Origin of the sequence: Microbacterium sp. str. 'China', assembly GCF_002993305.1 — a bacterium.
Lineage (GTDB): Bacteria > Actinomycetota > Actinomycetes > Actinomycetales > Microbacteriaceae > Microbacterium > Microbacterium paraoxydans.
Genome location: NZ_CP027434.1, coordinates 667,343 through 693,565 on the forward strand (window position 1 = coordinate 667,343; position 26,223 = coordinate 693,565).

At 70.1% G+C, this 26,223-nt stretch carries 23 protein-coding genes and 2 tRNA genes; 11 read left to right on the top strand and 14 right to left on the bottom strand.

Going from position 1 to position 26,223, the window contains the following annotated elements:
• Positions 1 to 48: 48 nt before the first annotated feature.
• Complete coding sequence (locus C6C15_RS03150; protein ID WP_105949245.1) at positions 49 to 1,902, bottom strand: DUF2207 domain-containing protein; 1,854 nt, start codon at positions 1,900 to 1,902, stop codon at positions 49 to 51.
• 86 nt (positions 1,903 to 1,988) lie between these two features.
• On the opposite strand from C6C15_RS03150, the gene lysS reads away from it, so the two are divergent.
• On the top strand, positions 1,989 to 3,521 hold the full coding sequence (gene lysS, locus C6C15_RS03155) for a lysine--tRNA ligase (protein WP_105949246.1): 1,533 nt from the start codon (positions 1,989 to 1,991) through the stop codon (positions 3,519 to 3,521).
• Positions 3,522 to 3,532: 11 nt separating this feature from the next.
• Here lysS and C6C15_RS03160 read toward each other — a convergent pair whose 3' ends face one another.
• Positions 3,533 to 4,648, bottom strand: a complete 1,116-nt coding sequence (locus C6C15_RS03160; RefSeq protein ID WP_105949247.1) for a DUF4192 family protein — start codon at positions 4,646 to 4,648, stop codon at positions 3,533 to 3,535.
• Positions 4,649 to 4,760: 112 nt separating this feature from the next.
• On the opposite strand from C6C15_RS03160, the gene C6C15_RS17195 reads away from it, so the two are divergent.
• From C6C15_RS17195 to C6C15_RS03170, 3 genes are all read left to right on the top strand, one after another.
• Positions 4,761 to 4,934, top strand: a complete 174-nt coding sequence (locus C6C15_RS17195; protein WP_167627854.1) for a hypothetical protein — start codon at positions 4,761 to 4,763, stop codon at positions 4,932 to 4,934.
• Between the two features lie 89 nt (positions 4,935 to 5,023).
• On the top strand, positions 5,024 to 6,484 hold the full coding sequence (cls, locus tag C6C15_RS03165; RefSeq protein ID WP_060921411.1) for a cardiolipin synthase: 1,461 nt from the start codon (positions 5,024 to 5,026) through the stop codon (positions 6,482 to 6,484).
• A gap of 57 nt (positions 6,485 to 6,541) precedes the next feature.
• Positions 6,542 to 7,288, top strand: a complete 747-nt coding sequence (locus C6C15_RS03170; RefSeq protein WP_060921412.1) for a hypothetical protein — start codon at positions 6,542 to 6,544, stop codon at positions 7,286 to 7,288.
• 12 nt (positions 7,289 to 7,300) lie between these two features.
• On the opposite strand, the gene C6C15_RS03175 is transcribed toward C6C15_RS03170, so the two are convergent.
• Positions 7,301 to 8,299: a diacylglycerol/lipid kinase family protein gene (locus C6C15_RS03175; protein WP_105949248.1), complete on the bottom strand. Its 999-nt coding sequence runs from the start codon at positions 8,297 to 8,299 to the stop codon at positions 7,301 to 7,303.
• Positions 8,300 to 8,396: 97 nt separating this feature from the next.
• On the opposite strand from C6C15_RS03175, the gene serS reads away from it, so the two are divergent.
• From serS to C6C15_RS03195, 4 genes are all read left to right on the top strand, one after another.
• Positions 8,397 to 9,701 (top strand): serine--tRNA ligase, encoded by a 1,305-nt coding sequence (gene serS, locus C6C15_RS03180; protein ID WP_060921414.1) that lies wholly within the window; start codon positions 8,397 to 8,399, stop codon positions 9,699 to 9,701.
• Positions 9,698 to 10,519, top strand: a complete 822-nt coding sequence (locus C6C15_RS03185) for an HAD family hydrolase (protein WP_060921415.1) — start codon at positions 9,698 to 9,700, stop codon at positions 10,517 to 10,519. The genes serS and C6C15_RS03185 overlap by 4 nt, the downstream gene beginning before the upstream one ends.
• Before the next feature lie 42 nt (positions 10,520 to 10,561).
• A tRNA-Ser gene (locus C6C15_RS03190) sits at positions 10,562 to 10,646 on the top strand.
• Between the two features lie 47 nt (positions 10,647 to 10,693).
• Positions 10,694 to 11,953, top strand: a complete 1,260-nt coding sequence (locus C6C15_RS03195; RefSeq protein WP_060921416.1) for an LCP family protein — start codon at positions 10,694 to 10,696, stop codon at positions 11,951 to 11,953.
• A gap of 7 nt (positions 11,954 to 11,960) precedes the next feature.
• Here C6C15_RS03195 and C6C15_RS03200 read toward each other — a convergent pair whose 3' ends face one another.
• Genes C6C15_RS03200 through C6C15_RS03240 form a run of 9 tightly spaced genes read right to left on the bottom strand, consistent with a single transcriptional unit; the run spans position 11,961 to position 22,598 of the window.
• Positions 11,961 to 13,403, bottom strand: a complete 1,443-nt coding sequence (locus C6C15_RS03200) for a rhamnulokinase (RefSeq protein ID WP_105949249.1) — start codon at positions 13,401 to 13,403, stop codon at positions 11,961 to 11,963.
• The gene (locus tag C6C15_RS03205; RefSeq protein WP_105949250.1) at positions 13,400 to 15,436 is read right to left on the bottom strand and encodes a bifunctional aldolase/short-chain dehydrogenase; all 2,037 of its coding nucleotides are present in this window, start codon (positions 15,434 to 15,436) and stop codon (positions 13,400 to 13,402) included. The genes C6C15_RS03200 and C6C15_RS03205 overlap by 4 nt, the downstream gene beginning before the upstream one ends.
• A gap of 47 nt (positions 15,437 to 15,483) precedes the next feature.
• The gene (locus C6C15_RS03210) at positions 15,484 to 16,332 is read right to left on the bottom strand and encodes an alpha/beta hydrolase fold domain-containing protein (RefSeq protein ID WP_060921419.1); all 849 of its coding nucleotides are present in this window, start codon (positions 16,330 to 16,332) and stop codon (positions 15,484 to 15,486) included.
• A gap of 4 nt (positions 16,333 to 16,336) precedes the next feature.
• The gene (gene rhaI / locus C6C15_RS03215) at positions 16,337 to 17,503 is read right to left on the bottom strand and encodes an L-rhamnose isomerase (protein ID WP_105949251.1); all 1,167 of its coding nucleotides are present in this window, start codon (positions 17,501 to 17,503) and stop codon (positions 16,337 to 16,339) included.
• Positions 17,500 to 17,880: an L-rhamnose mutarotase gene (locus tag C6C15_RS03220; RefSeq protein WP_105949252.1), complete on the bottom strand. Its 381-nt coding sequence runs from the start codon at positions 17,878 to 17,880 to the stop codon at positions 17,500 to 17,502. The genes rhaI and C6C15_RS03220 overlap by 4 nt, the downstream gene beginning before the upstream one ends.
• Before the next feature lie 56 nt (positions 17,881 to 17,936).
• Positions 17,937 to 18,968, bottom strand: a complete 1,032-nt coding sequence (gene rhaS, locus C6C15_RS03225) for a rhamnose ABC transporter substrate-binding protein (RefSeq protein WP_025104566.1) — start codon at positions 18,966 to 18,968, stop codon at positions 17,937 to 17,939.
• Positions 18,965 to 20,068, bottom strand: coding sequence for an ABC transporter permease (locus C6C15_RS03230; protein WP_105949253.1), 1,104 nt, complete (start codon positions 20,066 to 20,068; stop codon positions 18,965 to 18,967). Before C6C15_RS03230 ends, rhaS begins: the two co-directional genes overlap by 4 nt.
• Entirely contained in the window at positions 20,065 to 21,084 is a 1,020-nt protein-coding gene (locus C6C15_RS03235; protein ID WP_234024212.1) for an ABC transporter permease, read from the bottom strand. The genes C6C15_RS03230 and C6C15_RS03235 overlap by 4 nt, the downstream gene beginning before the upstream one ends.
• Positions 21,081 to 22,598 (bottom strand): sugar ABC transporter ATP-binding protein, encoded by a 1,518-nt coding sequence (locus C6C15_RS03240; protein ID WP_105949254.1) that lies wholly within the window; start codon positions 22,596 to 22,598, stop codon positions 21,081 to 21,083. The genes C6C15_RS03235 and C6C15_RS03240 overlap by 4 nt, the downstream gene beginning before the upstream one ends.
• Positions 22,599 to 22,746: 148 nt before the next feature.
• Between C6C15_RS03240 and C6C15_RS03245 the strand changes: the two genes are divergently transcribed.
• Positions 22,747 to 23,751, top strand: a complete 1,005-nt coding sequence (locus tag C6C15_RS03245) for a LacI family DNA-binding transcriptional regulator (RefSeq protein WP_025104562.1) — start codon at positions 22,747 to 22,749, stop codon at positions 23,749 to 23,751.
• Positions 23,752 to 23,757: 6 nt separating this feature from the next.
• Here C6C15_RS03245 and C6C15_RS03250 read toward each other — a convergent pair whose 3' ends face one another.
• Positions 23,758 to 24,465, bottom strand: a complete 708-nt coding sequence (locus C6C15_RS03250) for a potassium channel family protein (RefSeq protein ID WP_105949255.1) — start codon at positions 24,463 to 24,465, stop codon at positions 23,758 to 23,760.
• Between the two features lie 162 nt (positions 24,466 to 24,627).
• Here C6C15_RS03250 and C6C15_RS03255 point away from each other — a divergent pair.
• A tRNA-Ser gene (locus tag C6C15_RS03255) sits at positions 24,628 to 24,716 on the top strand.
• A gap of 66 nt (positions 24,717 to 24,782) precedes the next feature.
• Here the strand turns inward: C6C15_RS03255 and C6C15_RS03260 are convergent.
• Positions 24,783 to 25,274, bottom strand: a complete 492-nt coding sequence (locus C6C15_RS03260) for a MarR family winged helix-turn-helix transcriptional regulator (protein WP_105949256.1) — start codon at positions 25,272 to 25,274, stop codon at positions 24,783 to 24,785.
• A 116-nt stretch (positions 25,275 to 25,390) separates the two neighbouring features.
• On the opposite strand from C6C15_RS03260, the gene C6C15_RS03265 reads away from it, so the two are divergent.
• Positions 25,391 to 26,182 (top strand): SDR family NAD(P)-dependent oxidoreductase, encoded by a 792-nt coding sequence (locus C6C15_RS03265; protein ID WP_105949257.1) that lies wholly within the window; start codon positions 25,391 to 25,393, stop codon positions 26,180 to 26,182.
• Positions 26,183 to 26,223 lie beyond the last annotated feature (41 nt).

Consider the following 26,223-nt stretch of genomic DNA (forward strand, 5'->3'; position numbering starts at 1 on the left):
CGGGCGTGTGATCGTGCGCGCAGCGCCGCCAGCCGACCGCTTCCCGGCTCAGCGTCCTCCGGAGAAGCCGCCGCCGCCACCGCCACCGGAGAATCCGCCGCCGAACGAACCGCCGCTGCTGGATGATGTGCCGGTGGACGGTGCGGAGTACGTCGCCGCCGCCGTGGAGGAACTCATGAACGCCACGAGCGAGGTGCGAAGCGCGACGGATGCGGGGTCGCCGATCCAGGATGGGCCGTGCGTCTCCCGGCTGTATGCCGTCTCGAGCACGCGGCCCCACTCATCCTCCATGCCGAACAGCATCGCGTAGGGGAGGAGGCGCTCGTAGATGTGGATGACGTCCACGCCCTCGTCGGTACGTCGTTCCGCCCCGGTGTAGGACTGCAGCATCCGCAGCCGGTCCTCCTCGGCGACGCGGATGAACTCGCGCACCCCCTGCAGGTGTTCGTACGCCTGTGCTCCCTCCGGAGTCAGGACCGTGTGCCGCGAGAAGGTGAAGAAGCTGGAGGCCGCGACGAGGAGGGCTCCGACGGAGATGGCCAGAAGCGCGGGGCCGGCGGACAACCGTCCGGATGCGACGGCGACGACGGCGACGACGAGACCGGCGACGGCGAGGGCGATCGCCACGGACTGCAGGATGACGGCCGCGCGGCTGCGCACCCTGGTCGTCAGGCCCCGGCGGGCGGCCTCTTCGCGTCCGTTCGTCGTCAGCGCCGTCATCCGCGTTGCGAATGCCTCACTCTCGGCCGGCAGGTCCACGACGCCGTCCGCACCCGCGTGGAGGAAGAGCGCGTCGAGCGCAGCCTGATCGAGGGGACTCGGCGCGCTGCCGTGGGGCCGTCGTCGAAGCCGTGGTGCTCCGGTCGACGTCCCGTCCTCGATGCGCAGCGCGCCGCGGACGGCGAGGTGCACGATCTCGGCAGGGATCACGTTCTCGGCTCCGGGCAGGATCGCGGCGGCGAGGAGGGGCGGCTGGTCGTCGGGGACGTCGTACTGCGCCACGATGATCCCGGTGGCGCGACGCCGACGTCGTGCAGCGCCCACGGCGACTGCCCATCCGACCGCGGACAGACCCACGGCGCCGGCGGCAGCGACGGCAGGCCCGAGATCGGCGACCGCGTCGGGCATGCGGGCAGCGGGCTGAGTCACTGAGCCGGGATCGAAGCCGACGGCCACCGTCACACCGTCCGCGGCGGGCAGAGGCCCGGCTTCGACGTGGAAGGAAGCGGCTTCTCCGTCCGCTATCGGTCCCTCCAGGTCGCAGGGCTCGGTGGATCCGGAGGGGCCGATGTAGCACTTCGTCGCGCCGGTGAGATGGGCGGTCAGCACGGCGTCGAACCGGATGTCGGCCTGGAACGCCTCGATCGGTTGCGTGCTGTCGAGCGGGAGGAGATCCCAGTAGAACTCGTCTGCGGCGTGGGTGCCGGACGGGTCGGGTGCGCTCCCGACGATGATGTCGCGCATCTCGTACTCGATGACGTAGGTGGTGAGGCCGTGGACGAAGTCGTCGTCGCCGGTGAGGATGAAGAGCGTCCCGTCATCCTCGTCGGTCTCATACGGGACGGCGGCTCCGTCCTCATCGGTGACCGCGAGCACCCGGGTGTCGATGTCAGCGTTCTTGTATGCCGTCGCCAGGCCGCGCACGATGCCGCGGTTCTGGTCGGCGTCGGGGAATCGCGCGACGAGCGTCTCCCTCACCTGCATGTGGGCCCGGCCGTCATCGTCGAGCCCGACGTCGTACACCGCGTCCCACGAGGCGTAGGAGAGCTCGTCCACATCGGCGGCGGAGACGACGGTGGTCGCGGTCGCCGGGGTCGCCGCGACGGCGACTTCCGGCGCGAGGACAGGGACGGTGGCGAGAGCGACGACGGCGCTCGCACGGAGGATCCGAGTGGGGGCCATGCTTCGAGGCTACCCAGCACGCCGCGGGGCGAGGACGTCCCGCGCCATCTCGGTAAACTGGGGAGGACTTGCAAGGAGCCCCGCACATGACTGATGCGCCCGCCGCGCCCGAAACGGCTTCGGCCGCCCCTTCCACCGAAGAGGACATCCACGAGCAGAAGGCCGTCCGCCTCGCCAAGCGCGAGCGTCTGATCGAGAAGCGCTCGGACGCCGGCGGCGGCGCCTTCCCTGTCGCGGTGCCGGTGACGCACAGCATCCCCGCGCTGCGTGCGGAGTACGGCGACCTCGAGCCCGGCGCCGAGACCGGCGTGGTCGTCGGCGTCGCGGGGCGCGTGGTGTTCAGCCGCAACACCGGCAAGCTCTGCTTCGCCACGCTCCAGGCCGGCGACGGCACCCGCATCCAGGCGATGATCTCCCTTGCCAATGTCGGCGAGGAGTCGCTCGCCGACTGGAAGGAGTACGTCGACCTCGGTGACCATGTCTTCGTGCACGGCGAGGTCATCTCCAGCCGCCGCGGTGAGCTGTCGATCATGGCGGACGACTGGACCATCGCGTCGAAGGCGATCCTGCCGCTTCCCAACGCCTACGCCGAGCTCAGCGAAGAGGGGCGTGTGCGCAGCCGCTACCTCGACCTGATCGTGCGGGAGCAGGCGCGGACGACCGTGCGTGCGCGCGCGGCGGTGAACGCGAGCCTGCGGGCGACCTTCGCCGCCCACGGGTACCTCGAAGTGGAGACGCCGATGCTGCAGGTGCAGCACGGCGGTGCATCCGCCCGCCCCTTCGTCACCCACTCCAATGCGTTCGACACCGAGCTCTACCTCCGCATCGCGCCGGAGCTGTACCTGAAGCGCGCGGTCGTGGGCGGGATCGAGCGGGTGTTCGAGATCAACCGGAACTTCCGCAACGAGGGCGCCGACTCGACGCACAGCCCGGAGTTCGCGATGCTCGAGGCCTACCAGGCCTACGGCGACTACAACCAGATGGCGGCCCTCACGCAGGAACTCGTCCAGCAGGCCGCGGTCGCCGTCGCCGGGTCGACCACGGTCACCTGGGTGGACGGCACCGAGTACGACCTGGGCGGCGAGTGGGACCGCATCTCGATGTACGAGTCCCTTTCCGCCGCCTCCGGACGGACGGTCACGCCCGCGGACTCCGTCGACGACCTGATCGCCTTCGCTGAGGCGAACGGGGTCGACGTGCCGCCTCAGGCCACGCACGGGAAGCTCGTCGAGGAGCTCTGGGAGCACTTCGTGAAGGGTGACCTCGTGCGGCCGACCTTCGTCATGGACTTCCCCGTCGACACGTCTCCCCTCGTGCGCGAACACCGGTCCGTCGAGGGCGTCGTGGAGAAGTGGGACCTCTACATCCGGGGCTTCGAGCTGGCGACCGGCTACTCCGAGCTCGTGGACCCCGTCATCCAGCGCGAACGCTTCGTCGAGCAGGCGAAGCTCGCCGCGCGAGGCGATGTCGAGGCCATGCCGATCGACGAGGAGTTCCTGCGGGCTCTCGAGCACGGCATGCCGCCGTCCGGGGGCATGGGGATGGGCATCGATCGACTCCTGATGGCGATCACCGGCCTCGGGATCCGCGAGACCATCCTCTTCCCGCTGGTCAAGTAGAAGCGAGGCGCTCACGCTCCACGCCGCCCGTGGAACGCCCACTCCGGCAGAACGGCGCCGCACATCATGGTGTCCAGCAGCAGCGCGAGGCTGTACCCGGGATCGATCTCCCTCGCCATGTCGAGGTAGCGCCCTGCGTGCGTGGCCCGGCCGAGCGCCCAGGAGAGCCAGGCCGCGACCGTGAGCGGGCCGGGGCGTGCTGCCCGCGGTGCCAGGGCGGTGGCGTGTCGGACGGCGTGCAGCGCCGCGCGGAGGCGCTCCCCGTCCGGCGCCGGGCCGCGGCCGAGGAACACTCGTCCGATGTCGTCGGGCACCGGCGCGCCGGAGGCGGCGAAAGCCAGCTGCGCCTCCATGGTGCGAATGCCCCGACGGTGATCGGTGGCCCACTGGGCGATCGCCACATCGCGCACCGGCGGACGTCCGAGACACCACACGAGCGCTGCGGTGTCGAACGGCCGCAGACTGTCGTGGTGATGGACCACTGACTCGAGGAAGGCGGGGATGTCGTCGAGGAGCGCGCACGCCGAGATCACCTCCGGCTCTGCGGAACGAGAGGGGTCGGCCTGCCCTGGCGCGAGGGCGGCGTCGAGCCCGCGCAGGATGCGCGCCATCTGGTCCTCCTCCGCGGCGGAGACCGGCGGGAGCCCCGCGCCGGAGAACTGATCGCCGGAGACGTCGCCGAGGGAGGAGGCATCCGGCGGCGGAACGATGTCCGACAAGGGATGCAGCGTCGGATCCTCGTCGTCATACCGGGCCCATCCCTCGGGCGTCACACACAGGGCCTCGACGGTACGCAGCCCCGCTTCCTCGGCACATCCGAGAAGGGTGTCCACCGTCACAGCCTGAGGGAGGACGAGGCCATCGGGCGTCGTCTGGGGTGGTTCATCGGTGTACACGACGACGGCCAGCGCATCCGTACCGGGGACGCGGCCGAGCAACTCGACGGCCGCGGCGGCGTACTGCAGGGGAGGAACGGCGGCGTCGGGCAGATCGAGGCGCATCGCCCCGTCGCTGCGGCTGCCGTGGAACGGGAGGAGGGCGATGCTCTCGTGCGGCGTGAACCCTGCGAGGGCGGGCACGATGCCGAGGAACTGGGCGGAGTCGGAGGCGCGGAGCACGGTTGTCATGAGGAGAGGTTCGCGTGCCCCCGTCTCCGTCGGAGCGGGTCCGGCGCGATGTGGACGAGATTCCTGTGAAGCGGCGCCTGTGCACGAGTAGTCGCTCGCGTACGATGGAGGCATGGACAACTTCTGGCTCGCCGCGGCATGGTCGCTCCTGCCGACGGTCGGCGTCAGCATCGTCTTCTTCGTCGTTCTCCGCGGCATCCTCCGGTTCGACCGCACGGAGCGGAAGGTCCACGCGCAGATCGAGGCCGAGGAACGCGCCGCGCGCGGACTGCCTCCGCGGGCCTGAGTCCGCCCCATCCGCTACTGTGAAGCGAGCGCGCCGGGTCCGGCGCGACCCGGGGTGACGACGATCCCCGGTGTGGGTGAGGGGGCGTGATGACCGCGGAGTCCTGGGGCTGGTGGGTCGCCGCCTTCGTGCTGGTGCTCGACATCATCATCCGCGTCACCGCGATCATCGTCATCCCGCGCAACCGCCGGCCCACCGCGGCGATGGCCTGGCTCCTCGCCGTGTTCTTCATCCCGGTGGTCGGCGTCTTCCTGTTCCTGCTGATCGGCAACCCCCGCCTGCCGCGTGCGCGGCGCCGCAAGCAGGAGCAGATCAACGAGTACATCGCGGAGACCAGCGAGCACCTCCACTTCGGGACGCTCCGGCCGAACGCCCCCGCCTGGTTCGGGCCGATCGTGCAGATGAATCAGCGCCTCGGCGCTCTGCCGCTCTCCGGCGACAACGGCGCGCACCTCATCTCCGACTACCAGGAATCACTGGACGAGATGGCGGAGGCGATCCGCACGGCGCAGGACTACGTGCACGTCGAGTTCTACATCCTGCAGTCCGACGACTCGACGGACAACTTCTTCCGCGCCCTCGAAGAGGTGGCTGCTCGGGGTGTGGCCGTGCGCGTGCTCCTCGACCACTGGGCGAACCGCGGCAAGCCGCGCTACCGCCAGACCATCGCCCGTCTCAACGAGATGGGCGCCGAGTGGCATCTGATGCTCCCGGTGCAGCCACTCAAGGGCAAGATGCAGCGCCCTGATCTGCGCAATCACCGCAAGCTGCTCGTCGTGGACGGCAACATCGCCTTCCTGGGATCGCAGAACATCACCGACTCCACCTACAACCTGCCGAAGAACATCCGACGCGGTCTGCACTGGGTCGATCTGATGGTGAGGCTCGACGGACCGGTGGTCTTGAGCGTCAACGCGATCTTCCTCAGCGACTGGTACAGCGAGACCGATGTCGTGCTGGAGGAGATCGACATCTCTCACGCCAACATCGGATCGGGGGACCTGGACTGCCAGGTGGTGCCGTCCGGTCCCGGCTTCGAGGTCGAGAACAACCTGCGCCTGTTCCTCGCGCTCCTCTACGCGGCGAAGAAGCAGATCATGATCGTCAGCCCGTACTTCGTCCCGGACGAGGCTCTGCTGCTGGCGGTCACCGCGGCCGTGGACCGCGGTGTCGAGGTGCAGCTGTTCGTCTCTGAGGAGGGCGACCAGGCGATGGTCTACCACGCCCAGCGGAGCTACTACGAAGCGCTGCTGCGCGCGGGGGTGCGGATCTGGATGTACCGGAAGCCCTACATCCTCCACACGAAGAGCCTCACGATCGACGATGAGGTGGCCGTCATCGGGTCGAGCAACATGGACATGCGCTCGTTCGGCCTGAACCTCGAGGTCTCGATGCTCGTCCGCGGCCAGGAGTTCGTCGCCGAGATGCGCGAGGTCGAGGACAAGTACCGGTCGTTGAGCCGGGAGCTGACCCTCGAGGAATGGATGCAGCAGCCCCTGCGCTCCACCGTGCTCGACAACCTGGCACGGCTGACCTCCGCGCTGCAGTGACCGCGCATTTCGTCAAGCCCCATTTCGGGCGGGGGAACCCGCCGCTAGCCTGAGGGCATGACTCCCCGCAGGCTTGTGATCGCCGTGTCCTCCGCGCTCGCCGCCGCTCTCGTCCTCGCCGGCTGCACGGTCGGTCCCGGCGGAGCGGCACCGCACTCGACGTCCGACCCGTCCAGCGGTCCCGGGAGTGCGGGGAGCAGCGACGACCAGGACGACATGGACGCGACGCTCCTCGACGACGGACGGATGTTCGCCATCGTGAGCTGGGGATCCTCGACGTGCCTGCCCCAGGTCGACGACATCACCGCCGAGGGACAGCGGGTCTCGGTCACCCTCGTCGAGCCGGACGCCGATGGTGCGACGGAACAGGCCTGCACGGCCGACCTCGCACCGCGCGCGAGCCTGGGCGCGCTGCCCGAGGGGGTCGACCCGACGAAGGACATCACTCTCGTCGTGACGTACGGGGACCTGCTCGACGAGATCGACGTCGATGCCGATCCCGACGCCACGGCGACACCGGGATCGTCGACCGAGTATCAGCCTTCGGCCGGCTGGTTCGACGACGGTGGGCTCGTCCTCCTGACCTGGGGATCCTCCAGCTGTGCTCCGGTCGTCGAGTCCGTCGAGGCCGACGGGTCCACGGGGACCGTCACGTTCGTCACCGACGAGAACCAGGTGTGCACCATGGACATGGCGCCGCGGGGCACGGTGATCGAGTTCGCCGAGGACGAGGTCGATGATGATGGTCCGTTCCAGCTGACCTTGGTCGGCGGCGGTCTGGAGGGCACTGTCGACGTGCGCTGAGGAGGCGACTCCTCAGAGGATGTGCACCGGGTGCCCGGTGGGCAGAGCCAGCAGGAGTGCGCCGGGGTCGGCACGGCAGGTGACGCGCACGGCCTCGCCGAACTCGTCGCCGTCGAGCTCGATGGGCGTGGGGGCGGGCGCCGCAGCTTCGGCGCGGGCGCCCCGGAAGTAATGGACGGACGCGTCCGTGCCACGGCGCTCGAGCACGAGCCGTCCGGCACGGAACCGGCGCAGCACGGAGTTGTCCCACCAGATCTTGCGCCAGACGCCGAGCCAGCCGAGGACGCCGGTCGGCTGGATGACCGCGACGTCGAGGGTCGCGTCGGTGATCGACGCGTCGGGGATCAGGGAGATGCCGGCCGGAAGGGTGCCGCAGTTCGCGAACAGGATGCTGTGCACCTTCGTGGAGTGCAGGCGCCCTGTGCCGATCTGGTAGACCGCGCGGAAGGGCTTCGCGCGGGGGAGTGACCGGGCGGCGCCGTCGACGTAGGCGATCCAGCCGACGGACTTCTTCAGATCGGCACGGGTGTTCGCGATCATGTCGGCGTCCAGGCCGATGCCGGCGAGCACGACGAACGCATGCTCCTCCTCGCCGCCGTCCTCCCTGGTCATCCGGGCCCAGCCGATGTCGATGGGGTGGTGGAAGTCGCCGAGGGCGGCACGGATCATCTCCGCGGGGTCGGCCAGCGGGAGACCGAGGTTGCGCGCGAGAAGGTTCCCGGTGCCGCTCGGGAGGATCGCGAGTGGCACGCCCGTATTGGCGATGGCTTCGGCGACCGCCCGCACCGTGCCGTCGCCGCCGGCCACGAGCACGACGTCCACCCCGCGCGCGAGCGCTTCCGCCGTCGCTCCCTGCCCCGCGTCCTCCACGGTCGTGGGGTAGAAGGCGGGGTGGTCCCATCCGGCCTCGCGGGACAGGTCGCGGACCTGGGCGCGCAGACGCTTCCCGTCGATCTTCACCGGGTTGTACACGAGCGCCGCCTGCTTCCGAACGGGAGGACTCGTGGTCATGGCGCTACTCTAGACCGGCATCGTCCGAGGAGAGCAGCACGGGTGGAGGGATACCCGGCAGCCCGGTCCCCGGGCGCACACCTCGTAGACTTGCGGCATGATCGACCTCGCACTCCTCCGCGACAACCCGGAGATCGTCCGCCGTTCGCAGGCTGCCCGTGGCAATGACCAGAGCACCGTCGACGTCGCACTCGAGGCCGACCGATCGCGCCGCGCCGCGCTCGCCGCGTTCGAGGAGCTGCGCGCCGAGCAGAACGCGTTCGGCAAGCAGGTGGCGAAGGCGCCCAAGGAGGAGAAGGCGGCCCTCGTCGCGCAGGCCAAAGACCTCGCGGACCGCGTCAAGCAGGCCCAGCACGCGGCGAACGAAGCGGCCGAGGCCGCTGCCACGGCACTCGCGCGGATCGAGAACGTCGTGATCGACGGCGTCCCGGCCGGCGGCGAGGAGGACTTCGTCGAGCTCCGTCGCGTGGGCGAGGTCCCGGCGTTCGACTTCGAGCCGCGCGACCACCTCGAGCTCGGTGAGCTTCTCGGCGCCATCGACATGGAGCGGGGGGCCAAGGTCTCCGGTGCGCGCTTCTACTTCCTGCGCGGGATCGGTGCCCGACTCGAGATCGCGCTCATGAACCTCGCTCTCGACAAGGCGTTGCAGAACGGCTTCGTCCCCCTCATCACGCCCACCCTCGTGCGCCCTGAGATCATGCAGGGCACGGGGTTCCTGGGGGAGCACGCCGATGAGGTGTACCACCTCGACAAGGACGACGACCTCTACCTCGTCGGCACCAGCGAGGTCGCTCTCGCCGGGTATCACAAGGACGAGATCGTGGACCTCGCAAGCGGGGCCCTCCGTTATGCCGGATGGTCCACGTGCTACCGCCGGGAAGCCGGCTCGCACGGCAAGGACACCCGGGGCATCATCCGCGTGCATCAGTTCAACAAGCTGGAGATGTTCGTCTACACCACGGCTGAGGACGCCGAGGCCGAGCACCTGCGCCTCGTCGCGCTGCAGGAGGAGATGCTGACCTCGCTCGGCCTCGCGTACCGGGTGATCGACGTCGCCGCGGGAGACCTCGGGTCGAGCGCGGCGCGGAAGTACGACATCGAGGCCTGGGTGCCCACACAGGGCGCGTTCCGCGAGCTGACCTCCACCTCGAACTGCACGACCTTCCAGGCGCGTCGTCTGGACGTGCGCTACCGCCCTGCCGTGGAGGAGGGCGGTACGGCGCCGAAGACCCAGCACGTCGCGACCCTCAACGGCACGCTCGCGACGACGCGCTGGATCGTCGCCCTGCTCGAGACGCACCAGCAGGCGGACGGCTCGGTGCGGGTTCCGGAGGTCCTGCGCCCCTACCTCGGCGGACTCGAGGTGATCCGCCCGCTCGCCGACGAGCAGAGCACCCGGTGACGGCGCCCTGGCTGGTCGGCCTCGACGTCGACGGGACCATCCTCCTGCAGGACGAGACGATGAGCCCCGGTGTTCCTGAGGCCGTCGCCCGCGTCCGCGACGCGGGACACGTGGTGACCATCGCGACCGGTCGCAGCTGGATGGCGACCCGTCGCTACGTGGAGGAGCTCGGCCTCACCGCCGAGTACGTGGTGTGCTCCAACGGCGCCGTCACGATGCGCCGCGACGGGGACGACTGGGAGCGCTGGCACGTCGAGACCTTCGACCCGACACCCGTGCTGGCGCTGTTGCGGGACCGGCTCCCGGACGCGCGGTACATGGTGGAGCTCGGCTCGGGGCAGCGGCTGTTCACCGAGCAGCTCGACGACTGGACGCTCGACGGCGGCCGTCAGGTCGACTTCGAGGAGCTCGGGGCCCTCCCCGTCTCCCGGATCGTCGTCGTTTCACCCGGGCACGACGAGGACGACTTCCACCGGCTCGTCGCCGATGCCGGGCTCAACGAGGTCTCGTACGCGATCGGCTGGACGGCCTGGCTGGACATCGCTCCGCAGGGCGTCGACAAGGGCACGGCCCTGGAACGCGTGCGCGACGAGCTCGGTCTCGACGCCGCGCGCGTGCTCGTCGCCGGAGACGGACGCAACGACATCGGCATGTTCGGCTGGGCGCGCAGCGGCGGCGGGCGCGCGGTGGCCATGGGACAGGCGCCGGTCGAGGTGAAGGACGCCGCGGGGGAGATCACCGCCGACGTCGAGCAGGGAGGGCTCGCCAGCGCCCTGGACACGCTTCCAGCGCCCGCCCAGGTCGACGCCGGAGAATAGAACTCGGCTAGACTCGCGCCTGGTCGACAGATGCTTCTGTCGGGAGGGTTGTCCGAGCGGCCGATGGAGCTGGTCTTGAAAACCAGTGGGCAGAGATGTCTCGTGGGTTCGAATCCCACACCCTCCGCTTCCTGAGCGCGGTACCCCCGCCGCGCTGAATCCGAAAGGGCCCGAGTGAGCGACAACACCCGCCGCCGCCGCACCGTCGCGCGACATGGTCAGCTGCGTTCGCCCGGCGCCGTCAGCCAGCTCCTCCGGCTTCTCGCGATCAGCATGGCGGTGGTCCTCGTCAGCGGTATCGGCGTCGCGGCCTACTTCTACCTCGATTTCTCCAGCACCGTCTCGGCGAACGCCGTCGACCTCGACGGGCAGGAAGACGTGCCGCCGGACATCGGAGAGTACAAGGGCGGCTTCAACCTCGTCCTCACCGGCGTCGACACGTGCGAGGACGACTACAAGCAGTACTTCGGCGATCGGTGCACCGGCGGGGATGCCGAGGGCACCCTCAACGACGTGAATCTGCTCGTGCACGTCTCGGAGGAGCCGCGGCGGATCACGGTCGTCAGCTTCCCGCGCGACCTGATGATCCCCATCCCGTCCTGTGAGGACGAGGACGGCAACGCCACCGCCGCGATGAGCAAGCAGCCCCTGAACGTCGCCTACACCGACGGCGGACTGAACTGCGTCGTCCGCACGATATCGGCCCTCACGGACCAGGAGGTGCAGTTCGCCGCCTCCGTGACGTTCGGCGGCGTCATCGAGATCACCAACGCGATCGGCGGCGTCGACGTCTGCCTCGCCAACCCGATCCGCGACCGCTACACGGGTCTCGACATGGCAGCCGGCACGCACACCGTCCAGGGGCTCGAGGCTCTGCAGTTCCTCCGCACCCGTCACGGCGTCGGCGACGGCAGCGACCTGGGCCGCATCGGCAACCAGCAGCAGTACATGTCGAGCCTCGCCCGCAAGCTCATCAGCGGCGAGGTGCTGGGCAACGTGCCGGTGATGCTGAAGCTCGCCAACACGGGCATCCAGAACCTGGAGACGAGCACGTCGCTCGCCGATCCGATGACGATGGTGAAGATCGCTCTCGCCGTGAAGTCGGTGCCGTTCGAGGACATCGTGTTCGTGCAGTACCCGACCCTGGAGGACTGGGACGACCCGAACAAGGTCGTGCCGAACGACGAGGCCGCCGCGGCGCTCTGGGACGCGATCGAGGCCAACGCCCAGCTGCAGATCACGCACGAGAACACCAGCAACGACGGTGTCGTCGTGCAGGAGCCGACGACACCCACCGAGCCCGCCGAGCCCACCACCCCGACGCAGGAGGCGACGCCGACCCCGACGACCGCTCCGGACGTCGTGGCGCTGCCCGATTCGATCAAGGGCAACTCCGCCGCGCAGCAGACGTGCTCGAACGGCAACGTGCGCTGATCAGCGCTCAGGCGCTCCGCGGGCGGTAGACCGTCGGCGGGTGCGTCGTCGCCACGAGGGCGCGAAGCTCCGAGAGCTCGGCAGGCGCCGCGCCGAGCGCCCGCGCCTGCACGAGGACGTTGCCGAGGGCCGTCGCCTCGACGGGGCCGGCCAGGACGGGAACCCCGGTGCGGTCCGCCGTCGCCTGGCACAGGAGCCGGTTGAGGGACCCGCCCCCGACGAGGTGGATGACGTCGACGGAGTGCCCGGCGAGACCGCCCGCCGTCCGGACGGCGTCGGCGAACGCGGTGGCGATGCTCTCCACGACGAGCCGGACGAACGCGGGACGCGAGGCGGGGACGGTGGTGCCGCGGGAACGCAGGAGATCGCTGATACGCGCAGGCATATCGCCAGGGGCCGAGAGCGCGGGGTCGTTCGCATCGAACACCCCCGACGGCGGCGCCGCGGCAGCAGCTTCGGCGAGCAGCCCCGACAGGTCGATGGGCGCTCCGTCCTCGTCTTCCCAGGCTCGCACGGTCTCGCTGAGGAGCCAGAGTCCGGTCACGTTGTGGAGGACGCGGAAGCGGTCGTCCACGCCGCGTTCGTTGGTGAAGTTGGCGTCCCTCGCCGCCGCCGTGAGGATCGGCTCGACCCGCTCGACCCCGACCAGCCCCCAGGTGCCGCAGGAGATGTACGCGGCACGGGGTGAGGTCATCGGGACGGCGACCACCGCCGAGGCGGTGTCGTGCGAACCCACGGCGATCACCGGCAGATCCGCGCCGATGCGCTCCGCGACCTCGGGGCGCAGCCGACCGATGACCGTGCCGGGGTCGACGAGGTCCGGTAGGAGGGAGGCGTCGATGCCGAGGCGGGTCGCGAGCGCCCGGTCCCAGGTGCCGGACTCCACATCCAGCAGCCCCGTCGTCGAGGCGTTGGTCCGTTCGGCGACGCGGGCGCCGGTGAGGAGGAAGGCGAGGAGGTCCGGGATGAGGAGCGCGGTGTCGGCGTCGTGCCTGAGTTCGTCCGCCCGGAGCTGGTAGAGCGTGTTGAACGGGAGGAACTGCAGGCCGTTGCGCGCGTGGAGGTCGTCGAACGGGACGAGGGCGTGCACCTCGGCCACTCCTCGAGCGGTGCGATCGTCACGGTAGTGGAACGGCTCCGCGAGCAGCTCTCCGGCGCGGAGGAGGCCGTAGTCGACGGCCCACGAGTCGATCCCGATCGACTCGATCCCCGGTTCCCGGCTGACCGCTTCGGCCAGGCCGTCGAGCACATGGGCGACGAGCGCGTCGAAGTCCCAGTGCAGACCGTCGGCGCGGGCGACCGGGCCGTTCGGGAAGCGGGAGACCGGCTCGAGCTCCAGGACGCCCGGCCCCACCCGGCCGATCATCACGCGGCCGCTCGTGGCGCCGAGATCCACCGCCGCGACCGCACGAACGTGTCGTGCGGCCGCGGGCGAGTGGTCGTCGGTCATCGCAGGAACGCCGCGGCGACGCCGGAATCGACGGGGATGTGCAGACCGGTGGTCCGGCTCAGCTCGGGACCGGTCAACACGAAGACGGCGTCCGCGACGTTCTCGGGGACGACCTCGCGCTTGAGGATGGTGCGGTTGGCGTAGAACTGGCCCAGGTCTTCTTCCTTGACGCCGTAGGTGGCCGCCCGGTTCGCTCCCCACCCGGAGGCGAAGATGCCGGAACCGCGGACCACGCCGTCGGGGTTGATCCCGTTGACCCGGATGCCGTGCTCGCCGAGTTCCACCGCGAGCAGTCGCACCTGGTGCGCCTGGTCGGCCTTCGTCGCCGAGTACGCGATGTTGTTCGGACCGGCGAAGACGGAGTTCTTGGAGGAGATGTAGATGATGTCGCCGCCGAGTCCCTGATCGATGAGCACCCGGGCTGCCGCCTTCGAGACGAGGAACGAGCCCTTCGCCATCACGTCGTGCTGGAGATCCCAGTCCTTCTCGGTCGTCTCCAACAGCGGCTTCGACAGCGAGAGACCCGCGTTGTTCACGACGAGGTCGAGGCCGCCGAACGCGAGCACCGCCTCGTCGATCGCCGCCTGCACCGCGTCGGCGTCGGCGACATCGGCGGCCACGCCGATGGCGACGTCCTCGTTCCCGAGCTCGGCGGCCGCGGCTCTGGCCTTGTCCAGGTCGAGGTCGGCGATGACGACGCAGGCGCCCTCCGCGGCGAGGCGCGTCGCGATGGCCTTGCCGATCCCGCTCGCGGCACCGGTGACGAGGGCGATGCGGCCCTGGTGGGACTTCGGCTTCGGCATCCGCTGCAGCTTCGCCTCCTCCAGCGCCCAGTACTCGATGCGGAACTTCTCCGCGTCGGAGATGGGGGTGTAGGCCGACAAGGCCTCGGCACCGCGCATGACGTTGATCGCGTTGATGTAGAACTCTCCGGCGACCCGTGCGGTCTGCTTGTTCGCTCCGTACGAGAACATCCCGACGCCGGGCACGAGGACGATGAGTGGATCCGCACCTCGGATCGCGGGGGATTCGGCGGTCGCGTAGGCGTCGTAGTAGGCCTGGTAGTCGGCGCGGTAGGCGGCGTGGAGCTCCCGCAGGCGTTCCGTCTGCTCCTCCAGGGTCGCGGTGGTGGGCAGGTCGAGGAGGAGCGGCTTGACCTTGGTGCGCAGGAAGTGGTCGGGGCAGCTCGTGCCGAGAGCGGCGAGGGCCGGAGCCTTCTCGGAGGCCAGGAAGTCGAGGACCACGTCGCTGTCCGTGAAGTGGCCGACCATCGGCTTGTCCGTCGACGCGAGCCCGCGGATGGTGCCGGCGAGGGCGGCCGCGCGTGCGCGGCGCTTCGGCCCCGGCAGGGCCTCGAAGCCCGATCGCGTGCCGCCGAACGGTGTGGGGGAGCCGTGCTCCGCGATGTGGGCGGCGGCGGTGTCGATCATCCACCGGGAGTTCGCCTCCGCCTCCTCCGAGGTGTCGCCCCACGCCGTGATGCCGTGGCCGCCGAGGATCGTGCCGATGGCCTGCGGGTTCTCCGCCTTGATCTGCGCGATGTCCAGTCCGAGCTGGAAGCCGGGGCGGCGCCACGGCACCCAGACGACCCGATCGCCGAAGATCGTCGTCGTGAGCTCCTCGCCGTCGGCCGCGGTGGCGATCGCGATGCCCGAGTCGGGGTGGAGGTGATCCACGTGCGGGGCGTCGACCAGGCCGTGCATCGCGGTGTCGATCGAGGGGGCGGCGCCGCCCTTGCCGTGCAAGCAGTAGTCGAACGCGGCGACCATCTCGTCCTCCCGCTCGACCCCCGGATAGACGTCGACGAGCGCGCGCATACGGTCGAGGCGGAGGACCGCGAGGCCGGCCTCGGTCAGGGTGCCGAGGTCACCGCCGGAGCCCTTCACCCAGAGGAGCTCGACCGGCTGCCCCGTCACCGGGTCGATCTCGGTGCCCTTGGCGGAGGTGTTGCCGCCCGCGTAGTTCGTGTTCTTCGGGTCGGCGCCCAGGCGGTTGCTCCGCGCGATCAGTTCGGCGGCGGTGGGGTTCGTCATGTGAGTCCTCGGTTCGTGAGTGAAGATGCCCGGTCGACGCCGGAGAGTCAGGGGAGTTGCAGGATCCGAGCCGCGAACCGATCGATCGTCGCGGCGAAGGCGGATTCCTCGGGGCGATTGAGGTGGCCGTGGGTGGTGCCCGGCTCGACGACTACTTCGACCTCGACGCCGGCAGCGGCGAGGGAGCGGGCGAACGCCTCGCCGGATACTCGGAGCTCGTCGGTCTCGTCGTTGACCATGATGGTGGGCGGGAAGGAGGAGAGTGCTGCGGGCTCTGCGGTGCCGGGGACGGCATAGACGTCCGCCGTGTCGGGGTCGCTCCCGAGGTAGTTCTCGTACATGCCGCGCACGAAATCGGGGGTGAACACGTCCGCGGAGGGATCTCCGTCGAGCAGGGCACGCAGCTCCGGGTCGGGAGCGGCCTGCACCGCTTGCAGGGTCGGGTACGCGAGGACGGCGAGTGCGGGCACGGCGCCGCCCTCGTGCGCGAGGCGGAGCGCCGCGCCGGTGGCGAGATTGCCGCCTGCGCTGGCTCCGCCGATCGCCCAACCTCGCGACGCGACGTCCGACATGGCGGCCCAGCGGAACGCGGAGACCATCTCCTCGTGCGCGACGGGGTAGTGCACGCCGCCGCGCCTCTCCGCGCCGAGGCGTGCGCTCCACTCGGCTGTCATCGGGGCGAGGGCGTAGTCCACGCTCATGACCGCGATTCCGCGATCTGCGAACGCCCGTGCGACGGCGTCGGCCTCCGGCATGTCGATGTCCCCGCCCGCGAATCCGCCGCCGTGAGCCCACACCAAGCCGTGGCCGCTCGGCGACTCCGGGGAGTAGACGCGCACGCGCAGCGGCCCGTGCGGCCCGTCGAAGACGTGATCGTGGATGTCGTGCGCGCTCATACGCTCAGGCTCCCCAGCCCGCCTGCACGCCACCCACGCGCTCCTCCGCGATCTGCTGCCCGTACCCGGAGGCCGCGTACGCCGCCATCGGGTCCGCGGGCAGCCCGCGCTCCTCTCGCCACGCGGCCAGGGCCGGGCGGACGTCGGTGGAGAAGGCGTCCATGAAGACGGCGTTCGCCGCGAGCACGTCGCCGCTGCGCTGGGCGGTCGCCAGCGCTTCGCGGTCGACGAGCAGGGCGCGCGCGGTCATCTCCTGCACATTCAGGACGGAGCGGATCTGCCCGGGGATCTTGTCCTCGATGTTGTGGCACTGGTCCAGCATGAAGGCCACGTCGGGGTTGTTCAGCCCGCCGCCCCGGATCACCTCGAACAGGATCCGGAACAGCTGGAACGGGTCGGCGGCACCCACGATGAGGTCGTCGTCCGCATAGAAGCGGGAGTTGAAGTCGAACGAGCCGAGCTTGCCGAGGCGCAGGAGCTGCATCACGATGAACTCGATGTTGGTGCCCGGCGCATGGTGGCCGGTGTCGAGGCAGACCATCGCCTTGTCGCCGAGGGCGGTCACCTGCACGTAGGACGTCCCCCAGTCCGGGACGTCGGTGTGGTAGAACGCCGGCTCGAAGAATTTGTACTCGAGCACGAGGCGCTGGTGGTCGCCGAGACGCGCGTAGATCTGCTGCAACGAGTCGTGAAGGCGATCCTGGCGTCCACGCAGGTCGGCCTGACCCGGGTAGTTAGACCCCTCGGCCAGCCAGATCTTCAGGTCGCGGCTGCCGGTGGCGTCCATGACGTCGATGCAGGCCAGGTGGTGGTCGATGGCCTTGCGCCGCACGGCCGCATCCTCGTGGGTGAGGGCGCCGAACTTGTAGTCGTCGTCTTGGAAGGTGTTGGAGTTCACGGTGCCGAGGGCGACGCCGTGGTCCTCGGCATGCCGGCGCAGATCGTCGAACGAGTCGACCAGATCCCACGGGATATGCAGCGCCACGGTGGGGGCGAGCCCGGTGTGGGCGTGGACCTGCGCGGCGTCGGCGATCTTCTCGTACGGGTCACGGGGCGTGCCGGGAGTGCTGAACACCTTGAACCGGGTCCCGGAGTTGCCGAACGCCCAGCTGGGCAGCTCGATGCTCTGCTTCTCGAGCGCGGCGAGGATGTCGGGGGTGAGGATGCTCACGATGCACGGCCTTCGTTGTCGGTGGCGGGTGTGGCGCTCTCGCCGGCGGCGGCGAGCTGGTCTTCGAGGTGGAACACCTCGGTGAGAGGGGTGGCGGCCTGATCGGGACGGCCGTCGAGGCCGAGGAAGAAGGGGGCCATCTCGGCCTCCCAGCGTGCGGCGACGGGGGAGGCGGCGAGGTACGCCTGCGCAGCCGCGTCGTCATCGGTCTCGTAGTAGCCGAAGAGCACGCCGCCGCTTCCGAGGAAGAGGCTGTAGTCGCGTCGTCCGGCGGCCGCGATCTCGCGGAGCATCTCCGGGCGTACCGGTGTGTGACGGGCGAGGTACTCGGGCAGCAGCTCGGGCTTCACCTGGAGCTGGAAGGCGACGCGGGTCATGCGATTCCTCTCGGGGTCCGGCCGGCGCCCGCAGGGAGCGCCGGCCGGAGGGCGACTCAGAAGTCGAAGTCGCCGATGTTGTCGGCGTCGAACACGAACGGGTCGCCCAGCAGGACGACGCCGTCGGCGCCGACGGTGTACTCGCCGAGGTCGCCGGCCTCGAAGGTGTCGCCCTCTTCGCCGGTGATGTCGCCGGCGATCAGGGCCTGGGCGGCGTAAGCGGCCAGGTAGCCGAGGTCGGCCGGGTTCCACAGCGCGAAGGCGGTGACGGTGCCGTCCTCCACGTACTCGCGCATCTGGTTGGGGGTGCCGAGTCCGGTCAGCGCGACCTGGCCCTTGAAGTCGGACGTCGACAGGTAGCGCGCCGCAGCGGCGATGCCGACCGTGGTGGGCGAGACGATGCCCTTGAGGTCCGGGTGGGTCTGCAGCAGCGCGGCCGTCTTGTCGAACGACGTCTGGTCGTCGTCGTCGCCGTAGACCGTCTCGACGATCGTGATGTCGGGGTACTCGCTGGCGACGTACTCCTCCATCAGCTCGATCCAGGCGTTCTGGTTCGTGGCGTTGGCCGACGCGGAGAGGATGGCGATCTCCCCGGCGCCGCCGATCTGCTCGGCGATGAGGTCGATCTGCACCTTCGCGATGCCCTCGGAGTCGGCCTGGTTGATGAACAGGTCGCGGCAGTCGGTGTTGGTGTCGGAGTCGAAGGTGACGACCTTGACGCCGGCGTCCCTGGCCTCGTTCAGCGCGTCGCAGATGGCCTGCGGGTCGTTGGCCGAGACGACGAGGGCGCCGACACCCTGCTGCGTGGCCGTGTTGATGTAGCTGACCTGGGCGTCGGGCGTGGCCTCGGCAGGGCCGACCTCGGAGAACGTGCCGCCGAACTCCTCGACGGCTTTCTTACCGCCCTCGCTGGACGTGTCGAAGTACGGGTTGCCGAGGTTCTTGGGCAAGAAGGTGATCGAGGCGTCCGCCCCGTCGCCGCCGCCGTCTCCTCCGCCGTCGGTGGAGCCGGCGCAGCCGGTCAGTGCGACCGCCGCCGCCACCGCGAGGGCGGCGAAGGCGGTGACACGCTTGCGTGCAAACGTCATTGTTCGTTCCTTTCGTCGGGAGATGCCGCGGGCGCGGCGTCCATCGGTGCCTTCGTCGCTGTGGCGGCACCGGCGGGGGGTCTGCCCGGTCGGCGGCGTGCCTTCTGCAGCCAGGCCAGGAAGCTTGCGGCCACCACCGAGATCACGAGGAGCGTGCCGGTGATGATGTTGATGACGTCGGAGGTGACGTTCACCAGGCGGAGTGCACTCGCGAGCGCCCCGATGAGGAAGGCGGCGGCGATGACGCCGTAGATCTTGCCGCGACCGCCGAACACCGACACCCCGCCGAGCACGACGGCCGCGATGACCTGGAGCTCGAGGCCGGTGGCGTTGTCGCCGCGGGCGCTGCCGTAGCGGAGCGTATAGAAGATGCCGGCGAACGCGGCGACCGCTCCGGACAGCACGAACAGGATGAGCTTCGTGCGCTCGACGTGCACACCGGAGAAGTGCGCCGCGTCCTTCGACAGACCGATCGCGTACACCCCGCGGCCGAACGGCGTGAAGTGCAGCAGGACCGAGAAGACCGCGACGAGCAGGAGGAACGGGATCGTGATGACGGGGATCGGGGTGCCCGCGATCTTCGCCTTGGCGAGAGCCGTCCAGAACTCCGGGAAGTCGGTGACGGCGGCCGTGCCCAGCAGCCCGACGGCGAGGCCGCGGAAGAGGGCGAGCGTGCCGATCGTGACGGCGAGCGAGGGTAGTCCGACGACGGTCACGAGGAAGCCGTTGAACGCTCCGCCGACCACGCCCACGACGAGGGCGGCGAGCGCGGCGAGCTCGAACGGGAGCCCCGCCTGCACCAGCGCGCCGGTGACGACGCTGGACAGCCCGACCATGCTGCCCACCGAGAGGTCGATCTCGCCGGTGATCATGATGAGGGTCATCGGCAGGGCGATCAGGAGGATCGGCGCGATGTCGAGCAGCAGGTACGTCAGCGTGATGGGCTGTCCGAACCCGCGGATACTGGAGGCCGAGACGACCGCGACGAGCAGGAGCAGGCCGACGATCGCGGCTTCGCGCGTGAGCAGGAGCCGGCGCCACAGGGGCTTGTCGTAGTCGCGGATGACGCGGGTGGTCGCGGTGGCGGTCGCGGTGGTCATGATTCGTCCCTCGCCTCGATGAGCCGCCGTCTCTGCCGCACCGCGAGCACGCGGTCGAGCACGATGGCGCCGATGATGAGCAGGCCGACGACGGCACGCTGCCAGAAGTCGGGGATGCCGAGGATCGGCAGTGCGCGGTTGATGGTCAGCAGCAGCACGGCGCCGATCGCGGCGCCCCACACCGAGCCGATGCCGCCGGTGATCGCGACGCCGCCGATGACGGCCGCGCCCACCGCGTCCAGCTCCCATCCCGCTCCCGCCTGGGAGTTGATGGTGCCGTACCGGGCCGCGTAGAAGACGCCGGCGAGTCCGGCGAGAGCTCCCGACAGGACGAACGCGGTGAGCACGCGGCGGGTGACGCGCAGGCCGTAGAGCTCGGCCGCCGCGGGGTCGGAGCCGATCGCGTAGAACTCCCGGCCGCCGCGGGTGTTCTTCATGTACCAGGCGGCGATGGCGAGTACGAGGACCGCGACGATCGCGAGGATCGGGATGCCGAGGAGCTGCCCTGTGCCGAGGGCGAGGAAGTCGCGCGGCATGTCGGAGGCGTTCACGCGGTCGCTGCCGGTCCACAGCACGTTGATGCCGCGGTAGGCGTAGAGGGTGCCGAGGGTGATCACCATCGCCGGCACCTTGGCGTACGCGACGAGCGCGCCGTTGACGAGGCCGAGGAGGGCGCCGAGCACCACGGCGGCGACCACGACCAGGACGATCGGGATGCCGGGGATGTCGATGAAGAGCCGACCGGTCAGGTACGCGGTCAGACCCATCACGGAACCCACGGACAGGTCGACGTTGCGCGTGATGAGGACGATGGCCTGTCCTACCGCGACGAGCACGAGGATCGACGGCGTCAGCAGCAGGTCACGCCAGCCGTCGGCGCTGAACAGGAACTTCGGGTTGTTGAGGGTCGCGGCGGTGACCACGAGCACGAGGGCGAGGAGGATGCCGAACTCGCGGGCCCTGCCGAGACCGGAGATGCGCTTGGTGAGCGCGGAGACGGGGATGGCGGTGGTCACGAGCTGAGCTCCGATGCGTGCGTCGCGGCGAACATGACGTTCTCGGAGGTGGCCTCCGAGCGGGGGATCTCGGCCGTGATGCGACCCTCGCGCATCACGAGCACCCGGTCGGCCATGCCGAGTACCTCGGGCAGCTCGGACGAGATCATGAGGATGCCCATGCCCTGACCGGCGAGCTGGGACAGCAGGCGGTGCACCTCGGACTTGGTGCCGACGTCGATGCCGCGGGTGGGCTCGTCGATGAGCAGCACCTGCGGCTGCGTGGCGAGCCACTTCGCGAGGACGACCTTCTGCTGGTTGCCGCCGGAGAGCGTCGCGGCGACGGTGTCCAGGGCGTGCGTCTTCACCTCGAGCCGCGAGGCCCACTCCCGAGCGGCGCGGTTCTCCATCGCGGTGGTGAGCAGGCCGAGGAGGGCGAGACGCCGGCGGATCGCGAGGGTGATGTTCCCGCCGACGCCGGCTTCGATGACGAGGCCCTGCTTCCGGCGGTCCTCGGGGACGAGGGCGAGACCGGCGCGCATCGCGTCCACCGGACGGCGGGCGCGGATGCGGCGGCCCTTCATGCGCACGCTGCCCTCGCGGTACCCGTCCACGCCGAAGACCGCGCGGGCGACCTCGCTGCGCCCGGCGCCGACGAGGCCGGCGAGCCCGACGATCTCGCCCGCACGGACGGAGAACGAGATGTCGTGGAAGAGGCCGGGGCTCGTGAGCCCCTCGACCTCGAGCAGCGGCTCGCCGATCGTCGCCTCCTGCTTCGGGAACAGCTCGGACACCTCGCGGCCGACCATCTGGTGCACGAGTTCGTCGACCGTAGTGTCGGCGATGGCGGAGGTCGCGATGTACGCGCCGTCCCGCATGACCGTCACGGTGTCGCAGAGCGCGAACACCTCGTCGAACCGGTGTGAGATGAAGATGAGGCCGCGTCCCTCATCGCGCAGGCTCCGGGCGATCGCGAACAGCCGCTCCACCTCCACGCCGGAGAGCGCCGCGGTGGGCTCGTCCATGATGAGCAGCGTGGCGTCGAGGGAGACCGCCTTGGCGATCTCGATGACCTGCTGATCGGCGATCGACAGGCCCTCGGCGGGGCGGTCGGGGTCGATGGTGACGCCGAGGCGGGTGAAGAGGCGCTCGACCTCGTGGCGCATGGCCTTGCGGTCGATCCGCCCGAACCGCCCGGTCGGCTGGCGCCCCATGAAGATGTTCTCGGTGACGGAGAGATCGGGGAAGAGCGTCGGCTCCTGGTAGATGACCGCGACGCCGGCGGCCTTCGACTGCGCGGTCGAGGTGAAGTCGACCTCCTCGCCGCGGAGGCGGAAGACCCCGCCGTCGCGCTGATAGAGGCCGGCGACGATCTTCACGAGCGTGGACTTGCCGGCCCCGTTCTCGCCGACGAGCGCGTGGATGGAGCCGGGGTGGACGGCGATGGTGCCGGAGCGCAGGGCGATCACCGACCCGAACGCCTTCTGGACGTCGGCGAGCTCGAGCACGGGCGCCGTCGTGGGTGAGGACATCATTTCTCTCTCCATTGAGGGAATGAATCGTTTCAAACCCTGATGCAGATGAGACTAGGGGCTGTGTTGACGCGTGTCAATACGACATGAGAGTCTGAGGCGATCCCCGCGGATGAGTCGTTTCAGCGGCGGGAACCGGAGGGAGGGCGCGATGGCCGTCAGCGTGCGGGAGGTCGCCGAGGACGCGGGTGTCTCCGTCGGGACCGTATCGAACGTGCTCAACCGGCCGGAGAAGGTGGCCGCGGAGACCGTCGCGCGTGTGCAGGCATCCATCGACCGTCTCGGGTTCGTGCGCAACGATGCGGCGCGGCAGCTCCGTGCGGGGCGCAGCCGGACGATCGGCCTCGTCGTGCTCGACATCCGCAACCCGTTCTTCGCCGAGGTCATCCGCGGAGCCGAGGAGCGCGCCGACCAGCACGGACTCTCCGTCCTCGTCGCCAACAGCGACGAGAAGCAGGAGCGGGAGGCGATGCACCTCGATCTCTTCGAGGAGCAGCGGGTGACCGGCGTGCTCGTCACTCCCGTGGCGGAGTCCCTGCCGCGGTTGGTGCGGATGCACGAGCGCGGGACGCACGCGGTGCTCGTCGACCGGGAATCGCAGGATGAGCGGTTCGCCTCGGTCGCCGTCGACGACGTCGAGGGCGGACGCATCGCGACCGAGCACTTGCTGGCGGTCGGCCGTCGCCGGATCGCCTTCGTCGGCGGCCCGGTCGCGCTGCGCCAGGTCTCCGACCGCCTGAGCGGCGCGCAGGCCGCGGCGGCCGCGGCGGGGATCGGGCTGGAGTTCATCCCGACCTCCGCGCTCACCGTCGAGGAGGGGCGCCGGGCCGGCGCCCAGATCCTCGACCGTGCCCCGGGGGATCGGCCGGACGCGGTCTTCGCGGCGAACGACCTCCTGGCCCTGGGCCTCCTGCAGAGCCTGGTGATGACCGGTGACGCCCGGGTCCCCGAGGACATCGCACTCGTGGGCTACGACGACATCGACTTCGCCGCGGCCGCCGTGATCCCGCTCAGCTCGGTGCGGCAGCCGGCCGCCCTCATCGGCTCGACCGCCGTCGACCTGCTGCTGCGGGGACAGGACGAGGTGGCACCGGCGCCGGAGCACGTGCTGTTCCGGCCGGAGCTCGTCGCCCGCCGCTCGACGACCGGGGAGTGACCGCGATCAGGCCGGCGTCGGGGTGATGCGTTGCGCGCTCGCACCCCGCATGATGCGGGCGACGGCGGTGATGAGGAAGAGCTGCCCGGTGATCCCCTCGGCGATGGCCACCGCCTGCACGCCCGGTCCGACGGGGACGAGGTTCCCGTAGCCCGTCGTGGTCAGTGCCGTGAACGAGAAGAAGAGCTGATTGCCGAGCGAGTCGTTCGCCGCATCCCCGAACAGCGGGGTCGGCAGCAGCAGCGACAGCAGGTTGTAGACGAAGGCGAAGAACATGCCGACGAGGATGTACGCGGTCACCGCGGCCAGGAGCGCCTCGACGTCGAGGCCTCGGCGGGTGACCTGGTGCGCGATGATGGCCCACGGCGCGACCAGCAGCGCGATCATGGAGGCGGCGGAGAGGGCGACGGCGAGGGCGGGGCTGTCCGTGGCGAAGAACGCCGCGAGAAGGGCGGCCAGGCCCGCGGCCGAGAGCACGACCCACGACACCCGCTGCACGAGGGCGTGCGCCCTGGTCACGCGGAACACGATCGCGACCGTGACCAGCATCGCCAGGAACGCCCAGGGGCTGGGGACCGTGCCGGGCTGGGCCGCACACAGCCCGTACGACACGATGAGGAGGGCGAGCACCGCGGCATAGCCCAGGGCGCCGCGCCTCGGGTCGGCCGGGGCGGCGAACCCCGCGCGGACGTGCGCTCCCGATGGCTCGGACATGGCGACTCCTCTCGCGTCCGCGGGGCCGGACCCTCGCAACGTGCGGCCAGTATCGCAGGGCGATCGGGCCGCTCCGGGGATCATCCGACACCGGCGGTTCGTGACCACGCGCCGGACCCGTTATGATGGTGGGGTGCATCCGTGCTCTCGAGCCGGATGCCTGGAGACGTCGCATAGTCCGGCCTAGTGCACCACCCTGCTAAGGTGGAGTCCCCTTACGGGGACCAGGGGTTCAAATCCCCTCGTCTCCGCACAGAGAAGCCCCGACGAGTCCGCTCGCCGGGGCTTTCGTGTTCTCGCGTGCGGGCGGGCCCTCCTCACGCCTTCGCCCCCGGCGCCCAGGTCGGGTCGGGGGAGAGCGCGGCTGAGATCTTCCGGCTGGCTGCGCCGAGCTGCCGGGCCTGCGCCGGGGTCAGGGTGTCGAAGACGACGCGGCGGATGAGGGCCTGGTGTGCGGGGGTCGACTCCTCGACCTTCCGGTGGCCCGCGCCGGTGAGGATGCCGAGGGTGAAGCGCCCGTCCTCCGCATCGACCTCGCGCCGGATCCAGCCTTTCGCCTCCAGGCGGGTGACCGCACGGGAGAGCCGGGACAGTGTGCTGTTCGCGTAGCCGGCGAGGACACTGAGGCGGAGCGTGCGCTCCGGTGCAGCGTCGAGGGCGTACAGGATGCCGTGCTCGAAGTGGGTCAGTCCGCTGTCGTGCTGCAGCTGCGCGTCGAGGGCCGCGGGGAGCCGTTCGAGGAGCGTCGCGAGCGCCGACCAGACGTCCATCTCGTCGGCGTTCAAGGGGGCGCGGGAGGATGGCGACATTCCTCCACCGTAGCGGTCGATCCGTGCTCTTTGCTTGCTTGGGAAAGTAAGTGGAGACTAGGATGACTTGCTCAGGCAAGTGAAGCGGGTGGTCCGCGGAAGTGAGAGGGAGACGGATGGAACTGGGGCTGCGCGGCAAGAGGGCGTTCATCAGCGGATCGAGCCAGGGGATCGGATACGCGGTCGCGTCCACTCTCGCCGCCGAGGGGGTCGATGTCGTGATCAACGGTCGTGACGAGGGACGGGTCGACGCGGCGGTGCGCGTGCTGGCCCTCGCGCACCCGGAGGTGACCGTGTCCGGGATCGCCGCGGACTTCACCGACCCGTCGCAGGTGGCGCGGCTGACGGAGCAGCTCGGCGACGTCGACATCCTCGTCAACAACGTCGGTCTTTTCGGACTCGCCGACTTCGCCGACATCACCGACGAGGACTGGGCGCGCTACTTCGAGGTGAACGTGATGAGCGGCGTGCGTCTCTCACGCTCTCTCCTGCCGGGGATGCGGGAACGGGGCTGGGGGCGCATCGTCTTCGTCAGCAGCGAGTCCGGCGTCAACGTCCCGGCCGACATGGTGCACTACGGCGTGACGAAGGCGGCGATGATCGCCCTGGGCAACGGGTTGGCCAAGCTCACCCGCGGCACCGGCGTGACGGTCAACACCGTCCTGGGTGGCCCGACCTACTCGGAGGGCGTCGCGGCGAGCGTCGCCGCCGTCGCAGCAGCCCAGTCCGTCTCCGTGGACGTGATGAAAGAGGCGATCATCGGACAGAACACGACCACACTCCTGGAGCGCTTCCTCGATCCGACCGAGGTCGCGGACCTCGTCGTCTACCTCTCCAGCGTCCGGGCCTCCGCGACGAACGGCGCCGCGCTGCGGGCGGATGGGGGCGTGCTGACGGCGATGCTCTGACCCGAGCGCGTCACTCGCCGGGGCCCATGGCTTCCGGTATG